General features: G+C 45.9%; 21 protein-coding genes. 12 read left to right on the forward strand and 9 right to left on the reverse strand.

What is annotated here, in order from left to right:
• Position 1: 1 nt before the first annotated feature.
• Together C2757_RS01925 and C2757_RS01930 are read left to right on the forward strand one after the other, a co-directional pair.
• Positions 2 to 1,930, forward strand: coding sequence for an ATP-binding cassette domain-containing protein (locus tag C2757_RS01925; protein ID WP_215376760.1), 1,929 nt, complete (start codon positions 2 to 4; stop codon positions 1,928 to 1,930).
• A gap of 31 nt (positions 1,931 to 1,961) precedes the next feature.
• Positions 1,962 to 2,690 carry an ABC transporter ATP-binding protein gene (locus C2757_RS01930; RefSeq protein WP_215375444.1) on the forward strand — a complete coding sequence of 243 codons (729 nt, stop codon included), beginning with the start codon at positions 1,962 to 1,964 and terminating at the stop codon, positions 2,688 to 2,690.
• Between the two features lie 55 nt (positions 2,691 to 2,745).
• On the opposite strand, the gene C2757_RS01935 is transcribed toward C2757_RS01930, so the two are convergent.
• Genes C2757_RS01935 through C2757_RS01950 form a run of 4 tightly spaced genes read right to left on the reverse strand, consistent with a single transcriptional unit; the run spans position 2,746 to position 5,445 of the window.
• The gene (locus tag C2757_RS01935; protein ID WP_215375446.1) at positions 2,746 to 3,165 is read right to left on the reverse strand and encodes a hypothetical protein; all 420 of its coding nucleotides are present in this window, start codon (positions 3,163 to 3,165) and stop codon (positions 2,746 to 2,748) included.
• Positions 3,162 to 3,986, reverse strand: coding sequence for an FAD:protein FMN transferase (locus tag C2757_RS01940; protein ID WP_215375449.1), 825 nt, complete (start codon positions 3,984 to 3,986; stop codon positions 3,162 to 3,164). The genes C2757_RS01935 and C2757_RS01940 overlap by 4 nt, the downstream gene beginning before the upstream one ends.
• Complete coding sequence (locus tag C2757_RS01945) at positions 3,983 to 4,516, reverse strand: FMN-binding protein (RefSeq protein WP_215375452.1); 534 nt, start codon at positions 4,514 to 4,516, stop codon at positions 3,983 to 3,985. Before C2757_RS01945 ends, C2757_RS01940 begins: the two co-directional genes overlap by 4 nt.
• Before the next feature lie 14 nt (positions 4,517 to 4,530).
• Positions 4,531 to 5,445 (reverse strand): DUF6662 family protein, encoded by a 915-nt coding sequence (locus C2757_RS01950; RefSeq protein WP_215375456.1) that lies wholly within the window; start codon positions 5,443 to 5,445, stop codon positions 4,531 to 4,533.
• 153 nt (positions 5,446 to 5,598) lie between these two features.
• Between C2757_RS01950 and C2757_RS01955 the strand changes: the two genes are divergently transcribed.
• Entirely contained in the window at positions 5,599 to 5,832 is a 234-nt protein-coding gene (locus C2757_RS01955; RefSeq protein ID WP_215375458.1) for a DUF3820 family protein, read from the forward strand.
• Here the strand turns inward: C2757_RS01955 and C2757_RS01960 are convergent, their stop codons facing one another.
• On the reverse strand, positions 5,833 to 6,849 hold the full coding sequence (locus C2757_RS01960; protein ID WP_215375461.1) for a DNA/RNA non-specific endonuclease: 1,017 nt from the start codon (positions 6,847 to 6,849) through the stop codon (positions 5,833 to 5,835). It lies immediately after the preceding gene.
• Positions 6,850 to 7,284: 435 nt separating this feature from the next.
• Here C2757_RS01960 and C2757_RS01965 point away from each other — a divergent pair, with 435 nt between their 5' ends.
• A complete protein-coding gene (locus C2757_RS01965) occupies positions 7,285 to 8,277 on the forward strand; it encodes a transglycosylase SLT domain-containing protein (RefSeq protein WP_215375464.1) in 993 nt (330 codons plus the stop codon).
• A gap of 70 nt (positions 8,278 to 8,347) precedes the next feature.
• Here the strand turns inward: C2757_RS01965 and C2757_RS01970 are convergent, their stop codons facing one another.
• Positions 8,348 to 8,695: an FKBP-type peptidyl-prolyl cis-trans isomerase gene (locus tag C2757_RS01970; protein ID WP_215375467.1), complete on the reverse strand. Its 348-nt coding sequence runs from the start codon at positions 8,693 to 8,695 to the stop codon at positions 8,348 to 8,350.
• 250 nt (positions 8,696 to 8,945) lie between these two features.
• On the opposite strand from C2757_RS01970, the gene C2757_RS01975 reads away from it, so the two are divergent.
• The 5 genes from C2757_RS01975 to C2757_RS01995 all read left to right on the forward strand — a co-directional run bounded on the left by C2757_RS01975 (position 8,946) and on the right by C2757_RS01995 (position 14,209).
• Positions 8,946 to 11,180, forward strand: a complete 2,235-nt coding sequence (locus C2757_RS01975) for an NADP-dependent isocitrate dehydrogenase (protein WP_215375469.1) — start codon at positions 8,946 to 8,948, stop codon at positions 11,178 to 11,180.
• 74 nt (positions 11,181 to 11,254) lie between these two features.
• Positions 11,255 to 11,668, forward strand: a complete 414-nt coding sequence (locus C2757_RS01980) for a BLUF domain-containing protein (protein ID WP_215375472.1) — start codon at positions 11,255 to 11,257, stop codon at positions 11,666 to 11,668.
• Between the two features lie 78 nt (positions 11,669 to 11,746).
• On the forward strand, positions 11,747 to 12,709 hold the full coding sequence (msrP, locus tag C2757_RS01985) for a protein-methionine-sulfoxide reductase catalytic subunit MsrP (protein ID WP_215375475.1): 963 nt from the start codon (positions 11,747 to 11,749) through the stop codon (positions 12,707 to 12,709).
• A 2-nt stretch (positions 12,710 to 12,711) separates the two neighbouring features.
• The gene (locus C2757_RS01990) at positions 12,712 to 13,284 is read left to right on the forward strand and encodes a lipocalin family protein (protein ID WP_215375478.1); all 573 of its coding nucleotides are present in this window, start codon (positions 12,712 to 12,714) and stop codon (positions 13,282 to 13,284) included.
• A 1-nt stretch (position 13,285) separates the two neighbouring features.
• Positions 13,286 to 14,209, forward strand: a complete 924-nt coding sequence (locus tag C2757_RS01995; protein ID WP_251366770.1) for an MBL fold metallo-hydrolase — start codon at positions 13,286 to 13,288, stop codon at positions 14,207 to 14,209.
• A 12-nt stretch (positions 14,210 to 14,221) separates the two neighbouring features.
• Here the strand turns inward: C2757_RS01995 and C2757_RS02000 are convergent, their stop codons facing one another.
• Entirely contained in the window at positions 14,222 to 15,076 is an 855-nt protein-coding gene (locus C2757_RS02000; RefSeq protein WP_251366771.1) for a hypothetical protein, read from the reverse strand.
• On the opposite strand from C2757_RS02000, the gene C2757_RS02005 reads away from it, so the two are divergent.
• Complete coding sequence (locus C2757_RS02005) at positions 15,068 to 15,838, forward strand: SDR family oxidoreductase (RefSeq protein ID WP_215375480.1); 771 nt, start codon at positions 15,068 to 15,070, stop codon at positions 15,836 to 15,838. The two genes, C2757_RS02000 and C2757_RS02005, sit on opposite strands and share 9 nt — an antisense overlap.
• 8 nt (positions 15,839 to 15,846) lie before the next feature.
• Here C2757_RS02005 and C2757_RS02010 read toward each other — a convergent pair whose 3' ends face one another.
• Positions 15,847 to 16,395 carry a DUF2889 domain-containing protein gene (locus tag C2757_RS02010; protein WP_371817024.1) on the reverse strand — a complete coding sequence of 183 codons (549 nt, stop codon included), beginning with the start codon at positions 16,393 to 16,395 and terminating at the stop codon, positions 15,847 to 15,849.
• A 98-nt stretch (positions 16,396 to 16,493) separates the two neighbouring features.
• On the opposite strand from C2757_RS02010, the gene C2757_RS02015 reads away from it, so the two are divergent.
• Both C2757_RS02015 and C2757_RS02020 read left to right on the forward strand, forming a co-directional pair.
• A complete protein-coding gene (locus tag C2757_RS02015; RefSeq protein ID WP_215375483.1) occupies positions 16,494 to 17,219 on the forward strand; it encodes a pseudouridine synthase in 726 nt (241 codons plus the stop codon).
• A complete protein-coding gene (locus tag C2757_RS02020; protein WP_215375486.1) occupies positions 17,220 to 17,534 on the forward strand; it encodes a 4a-hydroxytetrahydrobiopterin dehydratase in 315 nt (104 codons plus the stop codon).
• Here C2757_RS02020 and C2757_RS02025 read toward each other — a convergent pair.
• Positions 17,531 to 17,746 (reverse strand): hypothetical protein, encoded by a 216-nt coding sequence (locus C2757_RS02025; protein WP_215375489.1) that lies wholly within the window; start codon positions 17,744 to 17,746, stop codon positions 17,531 to 17,533. The genes C2757_RS02020 and C2757_RS02025 overlap by 4 nt on opposite strands.
• Positions 17,747 to 17,779 lie beyond the last annotated feature (33 nt).

Below are 17,779 nucleotides of genomic sequence, written 5' to 3' on the forward strand. Positions count from 1 at the left end.
GATGAAATTGAAGTCTCTATTACCCATATTAATTGCAATAGTCGGCCTATTTTGTTTGCCACTCTTTGTTCATAACCCGTATTACATCCACTTAGCAGAAACCATTCTGATCTACACCATTCTGTTATTTGGTTTAGATATTGTTGTGGGATATGTTGGGCAAGTATCTTTGGGTCATGCTGCTTTGTTCGGTATTGGCTCTTACACGGCCGGTATTTTGTTCTTCCATTTTGGCTTACCAATTTGGGTCACTATTCCAGCATCGATCATCGTGACTGCAATCTTTGGTGGCATCTTGGCATTGCCGGCCCTTAAGGTGATTGGTCCTTATCTAGCGATGGTGACTTTGGCGTTTGGCACCATTGCACAGATTTTGATTAACGAGATGACTTGGTTGACTGAAGGCCCATTGGGTATTAAGTTGACTCGCCCTGAGCTCATGGGTGTACCAATGACTAAAGCAGAGTATTTCTGGTTGGTATCGGTCATTACGATTCTGGCGCTCATCGTGATCGATCGTTTTGTGAAATCCCAAATGGGACGTGCGTTTGAAGCATTGCGTGATAGTCCGATTGCTTGCGACTGTATGGGTGTTTCTGTATATCGCTTTAAGGTGATTGCATTCGTGATCAGTGCAGCCTTTGCTGGTTTAGCAGGTTGCTTGTACGCTTACTCCGAGCAGTACATTTCTCCGAACACCTATAACAATGAATTAGCAGTGCTGTTCTTGCTGGGCATCATCATGGGTGGACGCAAGTCTCGTCTGGGCGCGGTAATTGGTGCTGCCATTATTGTGTTGTTGCCGAAGTTGCTAGATGACATCTTCTTGTTCCGTATTGTGGCTTCCATCATTGCTATTGTGGTGGTGCTAGGTGCTGCAATGGCCTTGTCTAAAAAAGTGACTACTCCAAAACGCGTGGCTGTGCCTATTGCTGGCGTAGTCGGTTTAGCGGCGTTCTCCTTCTGGCTCAATAGTATTTCTGACTGGCGCCTGAGTATTTTCGGCTTCATGATTTTGTTGGTGGTGTACTACTTGCAAAACGGTATTGTTGGTTTTGCGAAGAGCTTCTACCAGTCTATTGCAGGCAAGGCGAAGACTACTCGTGGTGGCGATGCAGAGGTAGTGGATGATTCCATCAGCTTTATTAGTGCTGTAGGCAATCAAAATGCTGGCGCAGAACTTCTCAAGGTGGATTCTGTATTGATGCAGTTCGGTGGCCTGAAAGCCTTAAACAATGTTGACCTCAGCATTAAGCGCGGCACCATTCACGGTTTGATCGGTCCGAACGGTTCCGGTAAGAGCACGATGATGAACGTCTTGACTGGTATTTATGTGCCTACCGCAGGTAACGTTCTTTATGCGGGTGAGAGTGTTGTTGGCAGAACTTCTTCTGACATTGCTTTGTCCGGTATTGCTCGTACTTTCCAAAACGTTCAGCTCTTTGGTGAAATGACCGCCATCCAAAATATTTTGGTTGGTCTGCATCACACCTTCAAGTCCAATATGGTGGAAATTGCTTTGCACCTGCCACGTTACAAGCGTGAAGAGGCTGAAGCACATGCTCGCGCAATGGCTTTGCTCAAGTTTGTTGGCTTAGACGACCTAGCAAACGAAGAAGCGCGTAACTTGCCATACGGTAAGCAGCGCTTGCTAGAAATTGCTCGTGCATTGGCCCTTGACCCAGAATTGCTCCTCTTGGATGAGCCAGCTGCTGGTCTCACTGCTCCCGATATTCAAGAACTCTTGCGCATTATTCGTAAGATTCGCGATAACGGCATTACCTTTATCCTGATTGAGCATCACATGGACGTGGTGATGTCAGTATGCGATACCGTTTCTGTATTGGACTTCGGTCAGAAGATTGCAGAAGGTAAACCCGCTGAAGTTCAGGCAGACGAGAAGGTGATTCATGCCTACTTGGGTACTTAATCACTAGAACAATATTGAATCGGTAAATACCATGTTATCTATTAAGAATCTTGAAGCCGGCTACGGCAAAGTCAAAGTCCTCCACGGCATCAATATTGATGTCCCTAAAGGTCAGGTGATTACTTTGATCGGCTCAAACGGTGCCGGTAAAACGACCACCATGCGGGCAATCACCGGCATGATTAAACCCACTGCTGGCGAAGTAACTTTGGGCGGTGAAAAAATTGACGGTTACGACTCTCATAAAATCGCCCGTTTAGGTTTAGCGCACAGCCCTGAAGGCCGCCGTGTCTTTACAACCATGTCAGTGACTGACAATCTATTGCTAGGTGCATTCCCACGTTTTACTGGTAGCCGTCCAAAAGGCGATATCAAGAATGACTTGGAGAAGTCCTTAGAGATGTTCCCGCGCTTAAAAGAGCGTCGCAATCAATTGGCAGGCACTTTATCTGGTGGTGAACAGCAGATGTTGGCAATGGCGCGTGCCGTGATGTTAAATCCCGAGATTATTCTCTTGGATGAACCGTCAATGGGCTTAGCGCCAATCTTGGTTGAGGAAGTGTTTAAGATCATCTCCAGCCTCAAGTCTCAAGGTGTCACCATGTTGTTGGTCGAGCAGTTTGCTGCCGCCGCTCTAAACGTGGCGGACTATGGTTATGTATTGGAGAACGGCAAGATTGCAACCCATGGCCCAGCTGCAAAACTCAAAGATGACCCAGCTGTTAAAGCAGCTTACTTAGGTGGTGCAGGTGGCCACTAAGCAATAGCACTGATGCGAACAAGAAGCCCTCAGCGTATTAGCACTGAGGGCTTTTTTACTTCTGGGGGCCTGAATATTTTCTGAAGCCATGGATCAAAAAGATGGCAGTAAATAGCAGGCCAATCATCCAGTGAGTCTGAATCACTTCATCTCGAATATCTGCAGGACCGTAATACAGTAAAGCACCTGTGATTACCAATGCACCCAAAAAACCCAACTGACTAAAGCCACTCAACCTTTTCTTTTGAGATTTGAAGCCTGCTTTCAGATGAAATGGTAGGACTGAGCCCAAAGCCAATATCGCCAGCATGGCAGCAATCCCATGGGTAGCCAAGACGGTGTGATTGCCCAGCCAGCTTTTCTGAATCCGAAACTCGTGGCCCAGTAAATAGAGGCAGCCCGATAGTGAACAAGCCAGCATACTAGTGAGCACAAATGATCTTTGCCAGTTTGGCATCTTCCCTAAGCGACTCATGCGGTGATCTTGATAGCTTGTGCGTTAAAGTAATCGAAACAAGGATGATTGGGTCGTTTCGAGAGAGCAAGTACTTTAGTAAGTGCATCTGCGTACACACATTCACTCGCGATGATGGAAAAGGATTCAGAAAAATGAAAGTAGATGTCATTTGCCTCTTTTGCCATGGGATTGATGATGTGACTTGGTTTTCTATCTCTATGGGCAAAGTAGAGAGCGCTGGTTGCAATGGCGCCATTGTGTAATGTGCCAATATCAATCAAATGCTGTGGTGAACTTGGATTGCGGATTTGGATTGGCCTTGGTCTGTTACCAAATACGCGTAGATCGCCGCCTGCATTAACGCACCCAGAGGAGACGCCGTTTTGTATCAATACCTCAACAGCTTTATCAACTGCAAAGCCTTTAGCAATGCCACCTAGATCTAAACAAACAGGTTTGCTCACTTGAATTTTCTCAGGCTTTATCAATTGAACATCTTCAATGCCACCAAGTGAGTGATTAAATACATCAATATTTCGGGGTAATAGACCCGCTTCTACCAATCGATGCCCAATACCGCAATTAAATAAGCCACCTGACTGCGTATAAATGTCTTGAGCAATTCTTAATACTTGAGCGGTCCAAGGATGAATATCGATAGGTTTGATATGGGCGTAGCGATTGATTTGATTCAGCTCGCTGAGTGGATCATGAAAACTCATTAAGTCTTGAACTTGTTGGATTGCCTCAAAGGCTTCATCCATTGCATTTTGGCAACTCTCTAACTCAATCGAGATCTCAACAAAGGCCCCCAGTAAGGGCCGAGCGCGCGCCTTCATTTTTCTTTGAGCGCTAGTTCATATAAAACGCTGACACGTTTCACGCCATCAGTGATGTGTTTGCATGAGAGGGTGGCACCACCAATATTTTGGATATCCTGATTTAACTTAATAGGATCTTTAGCAGTCTTACCGGTAAATTGTGTCCGCCATTGGGCTTCAGCGACTTCGTATCCATAGGATTCAACATATTCTAAAATCTCGATACCCAAGATGCTGCCGTTAGGTGCTATCCCAACAGCGTAGGTAATCATTTCATGCTTGCCAACCACTTCATCGACGATCAACCAGCCGCCATTCGCAGTTTTCCAGATGCGCTCACCTTGAAAAGGATGGCGAATGCTAGAAGCAGCTCTTAGCTTGTCTTGTAAATCATCCGTAATCAGGATAGGTGCTTTAGTCAGCGGCTTATTGGGAAATAAAATTTTCTGTGCCTGGTCTATGGAGACATAAATTTTTGCCTGGGCAATGATCGGTACACTGACCATTGCCAAGCCCACCATCGCAACAGGATTAGGTTTCCAGTTCATCAAATGTGTTCTGATTAGTTGATTGGAAAACCGACTTTGACGATAAATTCATTCACGGTATGGCTATCCCAAACCCGAGCATCTGAACATTCCGCTTCACCGCCACCCATGCAGTTTCCGCCTGCTAATTGATAGCGCCAAGCACCAGTCACCCACCAGTCTTTAGCGGCATAGTGGACATTGGGCCCTACAAAGGTGGCGCGCTGTACCTGGTTACGGAGATTAAGCTCTGAATAGTCGTTATGAAAGCGTGCCTCTACCCCGGCAGACCACTTTGGAGCAAAGCGATAGCTGGCACCCACTAAGAAGTCGAGCATCGACTCGGGAACATTGCCATTTTCAATAAATTTCAGCCGCTCATTGGCTACTACAACGTTACCAGCGAGGATGAGACGGTCATCAATGAAGTTGGATTGCAATAAGAGTCTAGCTTCAAGCTCATCTTTATTTCTGCCCCATGTAGGCTCGAGATAAAGACCAACACCAACGGGGGAGGTTACTGGATTGGTGATGCGATAAATTGCTTCTAATGAGCCGCCCTCGATGCCACTTTTTCTATAAGGGGTCGCAGGGTCATGCGAGGAGGGAACGGCATAACCACCTGTACAGGTAGATGCATCTTCACATGCCTCTGGATTGGTGTAGTTCTGATTGGCGTTGGTGTAATAAGAGTTGATATAGCCAGCGACTTGTAACTCATTGGTGAGACCGTACTCCAATTCAGTTCTGGCAGTCCAAGCTTCATAAGTTCCGGCAGCCTGTTGTTGATTTAACTGTAGGCGTTGTTCAAACTCCAGTTTTCCTTTGGGTTGAAGGTCTAAGGTATAGATCCAACCAAATACACCTTCACCTGCATGGGCAAATGAAAGGTGTAAAGCAGTTGCAAGAATGAAGCTAAAGGCAATGAGTCTTTTGATGGTTAATTTCATGATGATATGAGTTTGGTGGTTGAAAAATATAATTGAGAATGGTTCTCAATATATCACCAAATAAGAATGATTCTCAATTGAAGAAATGACCACGAGCCTATAAATGGCAAGCTTTGTAGGGCTTATTACATTTGCTTGTAAGATTTCTGAACAATGAATGCAGAAGCTTTAGAAAAACTTGTATTAATGAAAATGCCATTTGGAAAATATGCAGGGCGTGCATTGGCTGATTTGCCTGGAAATTACTTAGCGTGGTTTGCGCGCGAGGGTTTCCCTAAAGGGGAGTTAGGTCAACTGCTGGAGTTGATGCACACGCTTGATCATAACGGCCTGCGAGGTCTATTGGCACCCATTAAGGCAGCGCATGGCATCAAGCCTAAGGCGTAATTACTGAGAGTGAATAATTGCAGTGACGCGATTACGTTCGTAGGTCACGGTTGCAGAGTCTGGCGGACTGCTTTGAATTAAGGTAACTTTGGTGGCCGTTTGAGATTCAATCTGCGTTTGAATCTTGTTGGCAAGCTCACTATTGCGGTCGTATTGAATCTGAATGCTCGCAATCCGACCCGCCTGAATGTTGCTAACAACTTGCTCTACCTTGGCAGCAGAGTAGTCGTCAAAAAAGACGGGATACCAGCCGCCAATCTTTGCCTTGCCAGGCTTAGTGGTCATATCCTTGGGTTTGGCAGCATGATTGACATTCGTCATTGGTAAATGAAAATCAATCCCTGTTTTTTCCATAAGCTCCTGATAAGAAATCGGCGGAGTCATATTTGCATCGTTGGTGTTTTCAATCCAATAGGCCCATGCTACATTTTTACTAGGGTCATAAACCAATTTATATAGATGGCTCGGAACAGTTACATGGCCGCTACCAATGCTTCCACTATTTCCGATAGAGCCCGTAAAGACATAAATTTCACCAGCGGCTCTTTTGACATACTGCCTTGTTGGCTCTTCTACGTTCTTGGCCCAAATGCCCTGATTGTTTTGTCGCGCTTGGGGCATCATGTTGGCCAATGAAAAGGATTGCGCCATGGATCGTTCATTATTCATATCGCCTGCTGGCACATTGTGGCCTCGGTCATAGCCGCTGCCACGGTAGTCAGACAGCAAAGCTCTTTCTGCAAAAGGCAGCCTGGCTTCTTCATAGAACTGATTCGTTCTGCGAGGGTGAGGAGCCAGCCATTGCTCGCGACTCAGCTTTTCCACCGTATAGATAGGCTTCTTATCCGCCGGAGAGTAATAGATGGCAAAGCTGTCAAAGCAAAGATCACGTCCAGCCTGTGAGCTGCTAGGGATCTGTTGCGCGGGGAAGAGATCTTTGCATTCATCAAATAAGGCATAAGCGCTGAAGGGCGCACTGAAGATTACGAAGATGAGAAATTTACGGAGAGCTTTCATGAATCGTCAGTGTAGGGGGTTCTCAGCAAAGTAAATTCTTTTCTAGAAAAATGGAAATCACTTTAGAAATAATGCTTTGCAGCAATTTTATAGGGCTACTACCCGTAGAAATGCATTTGGCTTTCAACACTAGATGTGCCATTTTTATGGGCGATTTTTTCTTTCAAATCGTAAAAAAGTCAGAATTTGACGGTTTTTTTACAGTATGAAATAAGTATCCCCTAACATTCCTAAGTAATTGATTTAAATAGATTTATATAAGATTTCAGCATACATATACGGGATCTCCCGTATTTCAAGACCTAAAAGTTATGGAAAGCACTTTCTTTATTCTTGACTTGATATAAGAACCTTCTTAGGATGACCCATGTTTTTTACATATTGCGCTGCAACATAGTCCAGTAGTTCAGATTGTGTAGTGTCGCAAATTTATAAATGAGTAAATGTTTATCCAACAATTTGAGTGAGATGCAAGAAGCGCCACCGGCCATCACGTCGATACCGGCAGCTAAAGAATTGCTTGCACACGCTATGGCCCCGATCTATCAGGTCATTAACGGCATCCTCATTTTGGCTGTATTCATGATTGTGGGACTCTGGCTTTCAGGAAATGGCACCAATGCCGGCGCCTTTGATTTGGCTCGTGTCTTAGTGCCTGATGAGGCTCGCCACATTGTCTGGAGCAATGGCTTTGGCATGTTGGAGCAATACAAAACTTCCGATGAAGCTGCCCAAACAGTCGATACTGGTATTGCTGCTGTGGTCTATAGCAAGGCAAGTCCAGCCTCAACGGGCCTATCTAGTGCTAAACAGCAGACTGTAGCGCTCCTAATGCCCTCAGTAGCCCAGTTGCAGGTGAAGTCGATTTCCCATTTGGCAGACCGAATTCCAAGTTCAAAAATGGATCCCCAGGCTTTAGATAGCAACTTAATGGGCTCCATTCAGAATCAGCGCGCAATTGCGGATTTCTATGAGAAGAAATACAAACTCGATCGCGCCAAGATTGAGGAGTACGTCTCTAATACGATTTTGATTGCGAAAGAAGTCAATATTGACCCCGTCTTATTGCTCGCCGTGATTTCTGTTGAATCAAACTTCAACCCGAATACTAAGAGTCAAGCTGGCGCCGAAGGTTTGATGCAAGTGATGACTGCGGTACATAAAGATAAGTACGCGCTGTATGGCGGTGCAACCGAGGCGGTTAAGCCTGAAGTCAATATCCGTGTAGGTGCTTATATTTTGAAGTACCTGATTGCAACTGCGGGTTCCTTGCGTAATGGTTTGAAGTACTACGTGGGCGCTGCTAATGCTGAGGATGATGGTGGCTATGCAGACAAGGTGTTGGCGGAAAGAAATCGCCTGATCTCCTTATGTCAGACTCGCTCTGCTAATCGCTTGACCTTAAATGGCAAAGATTTGCGCTCTTAACAGGATCACAGGTTTCAATAAAAAGGCCACCCTCGGGTGGCCTTTTGCATTCTGATTGGGTGCAAGGGCATTAATTGACGCCGTGCAATTCCACATCAAATACCAGCGTGGCATTGGGAGGAATGACTCCACCAGCTCCGCGCGGACCATAACCCATTTCAGAGGGGATGATGAGGGTTCGTTTGCCACCAATCTTCATACCGGCAACACCTTCGTCCCAGCCTTTAATGACATGGCCAGCGCCAAGTGGAAAACTAAAGAGTTGACCGCGATCTAATGAGCTATCAAATTTTTGGCCCTTATGATCCGGGGCATTTTCGTCATATAGCCAGCCGGTGTAGTGCACGTCAACGTGATTGCCGGCAGCTGCTTCTTTGCCATTACCTACAACGGTATCGATTTTCTGGAGTTCGCTCATGATGATTTTCCTATTTGGCTGATATTGACTCGTCAGTATATTACTGGCTCAGTCGGTGAATTCCCTTACATGGGCGATTATGGGCAACTTTGAGGTGCAAATCTGGCATTTTTGTCATACCCCATGATTTAAAATAGAAGTCTCAACTCCTTGGTGGTGGGCAAGCTAAAAGCGGCTTACTTAAGGCAGATGTGAGGGCGGCCAGGTCAAATCCTAGCCCGGTAAATTGTTCAATATTGAGGAAACGTTCATGGCTTCAGAGAAATCAAAGATTATTTACACGCTCACAGATGAAGCGCCATTTTTGGCGACCTGTGCATTTTTGCCCATCATCCAAACTTTCACCGCACCTGCTGGTGTAGAAGTTGTAAAGAGCGATATTTCTGTTGCGGCCCGTATCTTGGCTGAATTTTCTGACTGCCTTAGCTCTGAGCAAAAAGTTCCTGATAATTTGGCCGAACTCGGCAAGATGACTTTGATGCCAGACACCAACATTATTAAGTTGCCAAACATTAGTGCGTCTATTCCTCAGCTGTTGGCAGCTATTAAAGAGTTGCAATCCAAAGGTTACAAGCTCCCAGATTTCCCTGAAGATCCTAAAACGGATGAAGAGAAGGCGATTCGTACCCGTTACTCTAAGTGCTTGGGTAGTTCCGTGAACCCAGTCTTGCGCGAAGGAAACTCTGACCGTCGTGCTCCTCCCGCTGTAAAGCGTTATGCACGTAAAAACCCTCACTCCATGGGTGAGTGGAGTCAAGCTTCCCGTACGCACGTTTCACATATGCATGGCGGCGACTTCTACTCTAGTGAGAAGTCCATGACGATGACCAAGGCATGTGATGTGAAGATGGATCTGGTTACCAAGAGCGGCAAGACCATTGTTCTTAAACCTAAAGTCTCTTTGTTGGCTGGCGAAATTATTGACAGCATGTACATGAGCAAAAAAGCACTCTGCGAGTTTTATGAAAAAGAAATCGAAGATGCATATAAGACCGGCATGATGTTGTCCTTGCACGTCAAGGCAACCATGATGAAGGTGTCGCACCCAATCGTATTCGGTCATGCCGTCAAAATCTTCTACAAAGAAGCGTTTGAAAAACATGCCAAATTGTTTGAAGAGTTGGGCGTGAACCCGAACAATGGTATGAGCAGCTTGTATGAAAAGATCAAGACGCTGCCGGAGTCTAAGCGTGAAGAAATCATTCAAGATCTGCATGCATGTCACGAGCATCGCCCAGCATTGGCGATGGTAGATTCTGCTAAAGGCATCACCAATCTGCATTCCCCAAGCGATGTGATCGTAGACGCTTCAATGCCTGCCATGATTCGTGTGGGCGGCAAGATGTGGGGTGCTGATGGTCGTTTGCATGATACCAAGGCCGTCATTCCAGAAAGTACTTTTGCACGTATCTATCAAGAAATGATCAATTTCTGTAAGACCCACGGCAACTTTGATCCAAAGACCATGGGTACTGTGCCGAATGTAGGCTTGATGGCTCAACAAGCAGAAGAATATGGTTCACATGACAAAACCTTTGAGATTCCAGAAGCAGGTGTAGCGCGGATCGTGGCTGATGATGGCACCGTGTTGCTCGAGCAAAATGTGGAAGAGGGTGATATCTGGCGTATGTGCCAAGTGAAAGATGCCCCAATTCGGGATTGGGTCAAGTTGGCTGTCAATCGTGCCCGCCTTTCTAATACCCCCGCAGTATTTTGGCTGGATGAGTACCGTCCTCATGAAGCAGAGTTGATCAAGAAGGTCAAGACCTATCTCAAAGACTATGACCTTGAAGGCGTTGATATTCAGATCATGTCCCAGACCCGTGCAATGCGTTACACCCTAGAGCGCGTCATTCGTGGCAAAGACACGATTTCTGTTACCGGAAATATTTTGCGTGATTACCTCACTGACTTGTTCCCGATTATGGAATTGGGTACCAGCGCCAAGATGCTCTCCATCGTACCTTTGATGGCGGGTGGCGGCCTCTTTGAAACCGGTGCTGGTGGTTCAGCTCCAAAACACGTCCAACAGTTGGTTGAAGAAAATCATTTGCGCTGGGATTCACTTGGTGAGTTCTTGGCTTTAGCAGTATCTCTCGAAGATATTGGCGATAAAACTGGTAATCCCAAAGTGAAGATCTTGGCTCGTACCTTAGATGAAGCGACTGGTAAGTTATTGGATAACAATAAGTCACCTTCACCACGTACTGGCGAGTTGGATAACCGTGGCAGCCAATTCTATTTGGCGATGTACTGGGCAGAAGCTTTAGCTGCGCAAACCGAGGATAAAGAATTGCAAGCCTACTTTGCACCTTTGGCGAAGTCCTTGCAGGCTGATGAGCAGAAGATTATTAGTGAGTTCAAAGCCGTTCAAGGTAAGCCAGCAGATATTGGCGGTTACTTTATGGCTGATCCAGCCAAATTGGAGGCTGTAATGCGTCCAAGCGCCACTTTTAATGTAGATTTGAAAGCTGTCAAAGCTTAATGATTAAGCTACTCTGAATGTGAAAGGGCAAACTCTCGGGTTTGCCTTTTTCTTCAAAGCGCCAATATCCTCCTATGCCAAAATCACAAGACCTTGTTGAGCTGAGTTATTTGAGCGAGTCTGTCTCAGACATGTCTTTCTTGGGTTTAATGCGCCTACTGGAATCGGCTAGGGCATTTAATTTGAAGTGCGGCGTTACAGGAATTTTGTTTTACGACAATCAACAGTTTGGCCAGATCATTGAAGGTGAGCGCGCCAACATTATGAAAATTTGGAAGCGCATTCAGGAAGACAAACGCCATCATCGCATTGAGTTACTCGAGATTCGAGAGATTTCTGAGCGAAGCTTTCCAGATTGGTTATTGCGCTTTTATGGAGGCGAGACTCTCATCAAAGACTATCCTGCGCTGGCAACCATGGTTGGTGGCATGGATCAACATAGTCGTGCCCTCATGAATAAGATGCGAGCCGCCCATCTGGGTCAGTAAATTGCAGCATTTAATGAGTAGCAAGCAATAAGTGACCATCAGTAGCAAAATGGAGTGATTCAACAGATAGGGCCAATCATGCGATTTATCGATAAGACTATTCTTCCTGGCGATATCACTCCTCAAGCCGTTTTTGAGCAGCGCCGCTCCCTCATTAAAGCCGCTGCAGCTGGAAGTTTTGGTGCCGCCCTGACCCCTTGGTTTTCCAGGCAGGCTTTTGCAGCAAACCCCGATAAATTGGCAGCGACACTCAATCCAACTTACTCATCCAAAGAGGAGATGACTCCGCTAAAGTACGTCACCAGCTATAACAACTTTTACGAGTTTGGTACTGACAAGGCTGATCCTGCAGAGTATGCAAATACCTTACAAACTCGTCCCTGGACCATCTCGATTGAAGGCTTAGTCAAAAAACCGCTGACCTTAGATATCGATGCACTACTAAAAATAGCGCCCATGGAAGAGCGTATCTATCGCATGCGCTGCGTTGAGGGTTGGTCTATGGTGATTCCTTGGGATGGCTATTCACTTTCAAAGTTAATTACCAAAGTAGAGCCGCTTGCTTCGGCTAAATATGTGGAATTTGTTTCCTTGGCCGATCGTAAACAAATGCCTGGAGTCAAAAGCAGCATCATTGACTGGCCTTATCGCGAAGGCTTACGCATGGATGAGGCAATGAACCCACTCACCTTACTGACATTTGGTTTGTATGGCGAGGTTCTCCCAAAGCAAAATGGAGCACCAGTTCGCATTGTGGTGCCCTGGAAATACGGTTTCAAAAGTGCCAAGTCGATTGTCAAAATCCGGTTTACTGAAGAGATGCCTAAGACCAGTTGGAATCAAATTGACGCACGCGAATACGGCTTTTATTCCAATGTCAATCCGCAGGTAGATCATCCGCGCTGGAGTCAGGCAACGGAACGTCGCATTGGTGATGCTAAAGGAGTCTTTGCCCCTAAGATTAAAACCCAAATGTTTAATGGTTATGCTGAGCAGGTAGCAAGCATGTATACCGGCATGGATTTGAAGAAGTACTATTAACCATGATCAATATCCAAGCCGCTGTATTAAGCCTTTTTCTTCTTGTACCTTTATCTGCCTTTAGCCAAAGCAGTGGACAAACTACTGATGTACCCGTTAAAACGATTGCAACTCTCGATGTGCCTAAATATCTAGGGACTTGGTATGAGATTGCCAAATTTCCGAACTGGTTTCAGAAGAAATGTGTGAGCAACACTAAGGCAGTGTATTCAGCAAGACCGGATGGTAATTTAAAAGTGCTTAATAGTTGCAAAACTGCTGATGGTGCCACCTCTGAGGCAGAAGGCACTGCGCGACAGATAGGCGCCCCAGATTCTCCGAAGTTGGAAGTTCGGTTTGCCCCAGCTTGGCTTTCATTCTTGCCGATGGTTTGGGGCGATTACTGGGTGATCGATCTAGACTCTCAATACCAGGTTGCTGCAGTGAGTGATCCGCGCCGTGAATATCTTTGGGTGCTCTCCAGAACGCCTCAGCTTGACAAAAAAGTCTACGAAGATCTGTTACAGCGACTGCAGACTCAGCAGTTTGACGTGCGCAAGTTAGAGCTCACCACTCAGTTAACCATTAAGAACTAAAGTGCCAAGTAGTTTATTGCCCCCAGGGATTGAAGTCTTTGAGCGAGGTTGGCTCTCAGCAAATAACATCTTTCACTTTGGAGAGAAAGATGTTTCTCTGGTGGATAGTGGCTACTGTGCTCATCAAAATCTCACCATAGATTTAGTTCGTAATGCGCTCAACAAGCATGGCTTATCCCATTTAAATAAAGTAGTGAATACGCATTTGCATTCCGATCATTGTGGCGGTAATGCTGCTTTAGCCACGGCATTTCATTGTCAAATTGCTATTCCAGCGGCTGAAGCGTCGGCAGTTCAGGATTGGAATGAAGATTTACTCAGTTATCAAAACTTGGGACAAGAATGTCCACGATTTATACATCAAGGACTTCTCATCCCCGGCCAAGAAATATTGTTAGGGCGCTATCCCTGGAAAATATTGGCTGCCCCAGGACATGATCCCCACTCAGTGATGCTGTATCAAGCAGAGCACCGCATTCTGATTTCTGCTGATGCACTGTGGGAGGAAGGTTTTGGGGTCATTTTTCCGGAGATGTGGGGTGAGCCAGGATTTGAAGAAGTAGCCCAGACTTTGGATTTAATCGACAGTCTTCAGGTCGACTTGGTAATTCCAGGACATGGCAAGCCATTTACTGATCTGGAGAAATCCCTGGCAACTGCCCGATCAAGATTGGATTACTTGGCTTCTGACCTTGATCGCAATGCTCGCCATGGCGCCAAAGTTTTGCTGAAATATAAACTCATTGAATGGCGCTCCAAAGGCCTTGATTTGGTCAATGAGTGGATTGCAAATACACCGGCGTTACAGAGCGCGGCCAAGCAACTCAATATGGATACACCAGAGTTTGAGCAGTGGTTAGTGCAGGCCTTGGTCAAATCAGGTGCAGCCCAAGTAGAAGGCCAGACTCTAGTAGATCTTGCCTAATAAGTGGCGACCCTAAAAATTGAATGACAACTTGCTGTAAAGGGACCAATCATATTGTTGATAGGTTTGCACAACTTGTTTTGCAAATCCCACTGCAAATAAGAAATTTTGATTAACTCGATGCGTCACCATTGCATCGATTGGCACAAACCAACCGCCACCAGCGGAGTTGTAATTAATGCCGTTTTCATCCCAAAAACGAATCTGTGTGCTTGGACTTAGGTTAATTCCTATGGTCGGATATAGCTCTAAGCGCCTTACTAAAGCGGGAGGGGTTGAACCCGGCGCAGCCTTGGAATCAAAGCCGTACATATAGCGTGTCAAGGGTGAGAAATCTGAGAGCACACTGGAATCAGAATTTTTCGGCCTAAATGAAGTGCTTAGTTGTGGCCCTACAGCCCATTGCCCTGGAGTTTGGAGTGGTGCGATTACTCGGGCACCGGCATTCCCTAGCCAACTTGGTAGGCCGCCCCAAACTGTGAACATGGCGTAGCTAGGTGTATAGGTACCAGTTGATTGGTTAGCTTGTTGGGGTCCGTAGTTCGAGGTATAGGCAGTGTCTAACCTAGCGGTACCATGCCAGTCACCAATATTTAGTGGGTTGTAGTAGCGCAACTTCAAGGTATCACTATAGTTCTCTGAGCCCAGGTAATCGTGGTAACCCCAAAACTCTAAGATATGGTCTTGAGAATGCTCTTGTGAGGCGTTGATCAGGCCAAATGGAAGAGTGCTCACAGATCCATCCGCATAGACCCAAGATCCTTGTATCAATAGGACGGAAACAATAAGGGTGCGCAAGAATGTCATATAAGCATTAATATTAAATGACAAATATTTAACATCCAAAAAAGAGGAAGTATGGAACATACTGTTTTAGTGACTGGGGCTACTGCTGGGTTTGGTGAGGCGACTGCAAGGCGCTTTTTGGCGGGTGGTCATAAAGTGATTGCGGTAGGCAGAAGAATGGAGCGTTTAGAGGCTCTCAAAGCATCCTTACCTGCTGACCAACAACAAAAACTGCACACAATGACTGTAGATGTTTGTGACAGCACTAAAGTGGATGCCCTAGCAAGTGCATTGCCAGCGGAGTTCTCTAAAGTGACTGTCTTAGTGAATAACGCGGGCTTAGCACTTGGGCTTGAGCCAGCACATAAAGCATTTTTAGAAGATTGGGATCGCATGATTGATACCAACATCAAAGGGCTAGTGCATATGAGTCGTGCATTTTTGCCAGGCATGGTCGAGCGTAAATGTGGCCATGTGATTAACTTAGGATCGGTAGCTGCAAACTATCCTTATCCGGGTGGGAATGTGTATGGCGGCACTAAAGCATTTGTCAAACAATTTAGCCTTAACCTGCGGGCTGATCTGATCGGTACTCCAGTGCGTGTCACCTGTATAGAGCCAGGGATGTGTGCTGGTACAGAATTTTCGAATGTGCGCTTTAAAGGTGATGATGACAAGGCGGAGAAGGTCTATACCGGAGTGAAAGCCTTAAGTGCTGACGATGTTGCTGAAACCATTTACTGGTCTGCGACCTTGCCTAGTCATATGAACATTAATGTTCTAGAGGTGATGCCAGTTCAGCAGGCTTTTAATGCCTTTAATGTGCATCGCGGTGACTTCTAGGTAGTGATTTACTTCTTCCACTGATAAAACTGGGGATAGACGCGCATCACTACTGGGCCATCAAAATCCCAAGACTTACAGGTTCCTAAATAGAGGGGCGGCTTACTCTCATCGTCATCAAACAGCGCACCAGGAATCGACTGATAGGCAGCTGTAGCCATATTGTTGAGAAGTTCGCGCAAATGGGTGCAACCTTTGGTTCCACCTAAGTGCGTTTCAATGGTTTTGCGCCAACCTTTGCCAATGCGCGCGCCAATCAATCCATCCATTGGTGGAATGACTTCAGGACATTCTGGATGGGGATGGCTATCCATCGCTACTTCAATATTTTGAATAGTGAGGTGATCATCCACCGTGATGCGTATCCACATATCGTGAATAGCTTGACCGGGTTCCCAAGTTTTGGAGCCAGTAACAAAGGGATGAGATTTGATATCCACGAGATGACCCTCAATATCCCATAGACCATCTTCTCTGGCGTAGCCTTGAAACGTGACTGTGCGAGTATGGAGTGGGTTGCGGGGTTTTGGATCAGAAAGCATAGTGAATAAAGACAATCAAGGGCTCTTCAAGGGCAATAATGCAATCATAATCAATTGGGCTTTCAGCTGCCCAGAAGTCTAAAATGCAGTCTCTATAGTATTCTGTTTAGCATATGGCAAAACCCATTTCCCTCGAAAAGATTCTTTTTAGCCAAGGCTTTGGAACGCGTCGCTACTGTAGTGATCTGGTGTTTGCAGACTTGGTGAAAGTAAATGGGGTGTTAGCAGAAGATCCCGAGGAACGTATTGCGACCGAAGGGTTGGTTTTAAATGTGGCAGGCCAAGATTGGGAGTACCACGAGAAGGCCTATATTGCCTTTAATAAGCCGCCCAATTATGAGTGCTCACATAAAACCACCCATCACCCTAGCGTTTATAGCCTCCTGCCAGCACCATTTGTAGAGCGGGGTTTGCAATGTGTGGGCCGTTTGGATTTTGACACCACAGGCTTGTTATTAATCTCCGATGATGGCCAGTTCATTCATCAGATGACGACCCCAAAGAAAAATATTGGGAAGGTCTATGAGATCACGACACCTGATCCCATCACGCCGAGTCAAATTGAGCATCTATTGAGCGGAGTAGTTTTGGATGATGATCCAAAACCCTGCTTTGCTACTGCTTGTCAGCAGATTTCTGAAAATGTTCTGGCAATGACGATTGTGGAAGGGCGTTATCACCAAGTGAAGCGCATGATGGCTGCGGTTGGTAATCATGTGGCCAAACTACACCGGGTACAAATTGGTGCCTATGTCATGCCTACGGAGCTGCTTGAAGGTGAATGGTGCTGGCTGTATCCTGATGATTTGAAACAACTATCGCAAAGTGTGAGTTCCTAAATGAAGCCATCCCCATTGCCACAAGGTTTCGACTTCCAAAGAAGTACTCCGTCTTGGGTACTGGATAGCTCTGGAAAAAAGCTTTGTAGAGAATTGACCTTCTCTAATTTCAAGCAAGCATTTGAATTTATGAGCTTGAGCGCTCAGTATGCCGAGAAGATTAATCACCATCCCGATTGGTCGAATTCTTGGAATAAGGTGAGCGTAGAACTCACTACGCACTCGCACCAAGGATTGACAACGCTAGATATTCAGATGGCACAGGCCATGAATACATTTGCTGCGCAAGTACTTGCGCAAGAGTCTAAAGATTAATGCTCTTCACCCTCATGATCTTCTTCATTTAGACTCATCAGAATCGTGGCAAGCAAGCCGTAGACTACTTCAGTGGAGATCATCCCATCTTCATCCAGATCATCAATTAAGTCATTGAGACGATCTTCGGTGGGTTCATTCAACAAAGCCATTGCGCATTCGCAGCCATAGTCAAAATCTTCATCAGTTTGGTTTTGGTCGATGTCGGTCATGTTTATCCTTAATTGAGACCTCAGCATAGCAAA

Origin of the sequence: Polynucleobacter sp. MWH-Svant-W18 (assembly GCF_018687495.1) — a bacterium.
GTDB lineage: Bacteria > Pseudomonadota > Gammaproteobacteria > Burkholderiales > Burkholderiaceae > Polynucleobacter.

Coding starts and splice junctions, on each gene's coding strand:
- C2757_RS01935 (WP_215375446.1), bottom strand. CDS start 3,165: ATGAGTCGCTTAGGGAAGATGCCAAACTGGCAAAGATCATTTGTGCTC.
- C2757_RS02025 (WP_215375489.1), bottom strand. CDS start 17,746: ATGACCGACATCGACCAAAACCAAACTGATGAAGATTTTGACTATGGC.
- C2757_RS01960 (WP_215375461.1), bottom strand. CDS start 6,849: ATGAAAGCTCTCCGTAAATTTCTCATCTTCGTAATCTTCAGTGCGCCC.
- C2757_RS01965 (WP_215375464.1), top strand. CDS start 7,285: ATGAGTAAATGTTTATCCAACAATTTGAGTGAGATGCAAGAAGCGCCA.
- C2757_RS01990 (WP_215375478.1), top strand. CDS start 12,712: ATGATCAATATCCAAGCCGCTGTATTAAGCCTTTTTCTTCTTGTACCT.
- C2757_RS01930 (WP_215375444.1), top strand. CDS start 1,962: ATGTTATCTATTAAGAATCTTGAAGCCGGCTACGGCAAAGTCAAAGTC.
- msrP (WP_215375475.1), top strand. CDS start 11,747: ATGCGATTTATCGATAAGACTATTCTTCCTGGCGATATCACTCCTCAA.
- C2757_RS02005 (WP_215375480.1), top strand. CDS start 15,068: ATGGAACATACTGTTTTAGTGACTGGGGCTACTGCTGGGTTTGGTGAG.
- C2757_RS01955 (WP_215375458.1), top strand. CDS start 5,599: ATGAATGCAGAAGCTTTAGAAAAACTTGTATTAATGAAAATGCCATTT.
- C2757_RS01950 (WP_215375456.1), bottom strand. CDS start 5,445: ATGAAATTAACCATCAAAAGACTCATTGCCTTTAGCTTCATTCTTGCA.
- C2757_RS01925 (WP_215376760.1), top strand. CDS start 2: ATGAAATTGAAGTCTCTATTACCCATATTAATTGCAATAGTCGGCCTA.
- C2757_RS02020 (WP_215375486.1), top strand. CDS start 17,220: ATGAAGCCATCCCCATTGCCACAAGGTTTCGACTTCCAAAGAAGTACT.
- C2757_RS01940 (WP_215375449.1), bottom strand. CDS start 3,986: ATGAAGGCGCGCGCTCGGCCCTTACTGGGGGCCTTTGTTGAGATCTCG.
- C2757_RS02000 (WP_251366771.1), bottom strand. CDS start 15,076: ATGTTCCATACTTCCTCTTTTTTGGATGTTAAATATTTGTCATTTAAT.
- C2757_RS01975 (WP_215375469.1), top strand. CDS start 8,946: ATGGCTTCAGAGAAATCAAAGATTATTTACACGCTCACAGATGAAGCG.
- C2757_RS01970 (WP_215375467.1), bottom strand. CDS start 8,695: ATGAGCGAACTCCAGAAAATCGATACCGTTGTAGGTAATGGCAAAGAA.
- C2757_RS01945 (WP_215375452.1), bottom strand. CDS start 4,516: ATGAACTGGAAACCTAATCCTGTTGCGATGGTGGGCTTGGCAATGGTC.
- C2757_RS02015 (WP_215375483.1), top strand. CDS start 16,494: ATGGCAAAACCCATTTCCCTCGAAAAGATTCTTTTTAGCCAAGGCTTT.
- C2757_RS01980 (WP_215375472.1), top strand. CDS start 11,255: ATGCCAAAATCACAAGACCTTGTTGAGCTGAGTTATTTGAGCGAGTCT.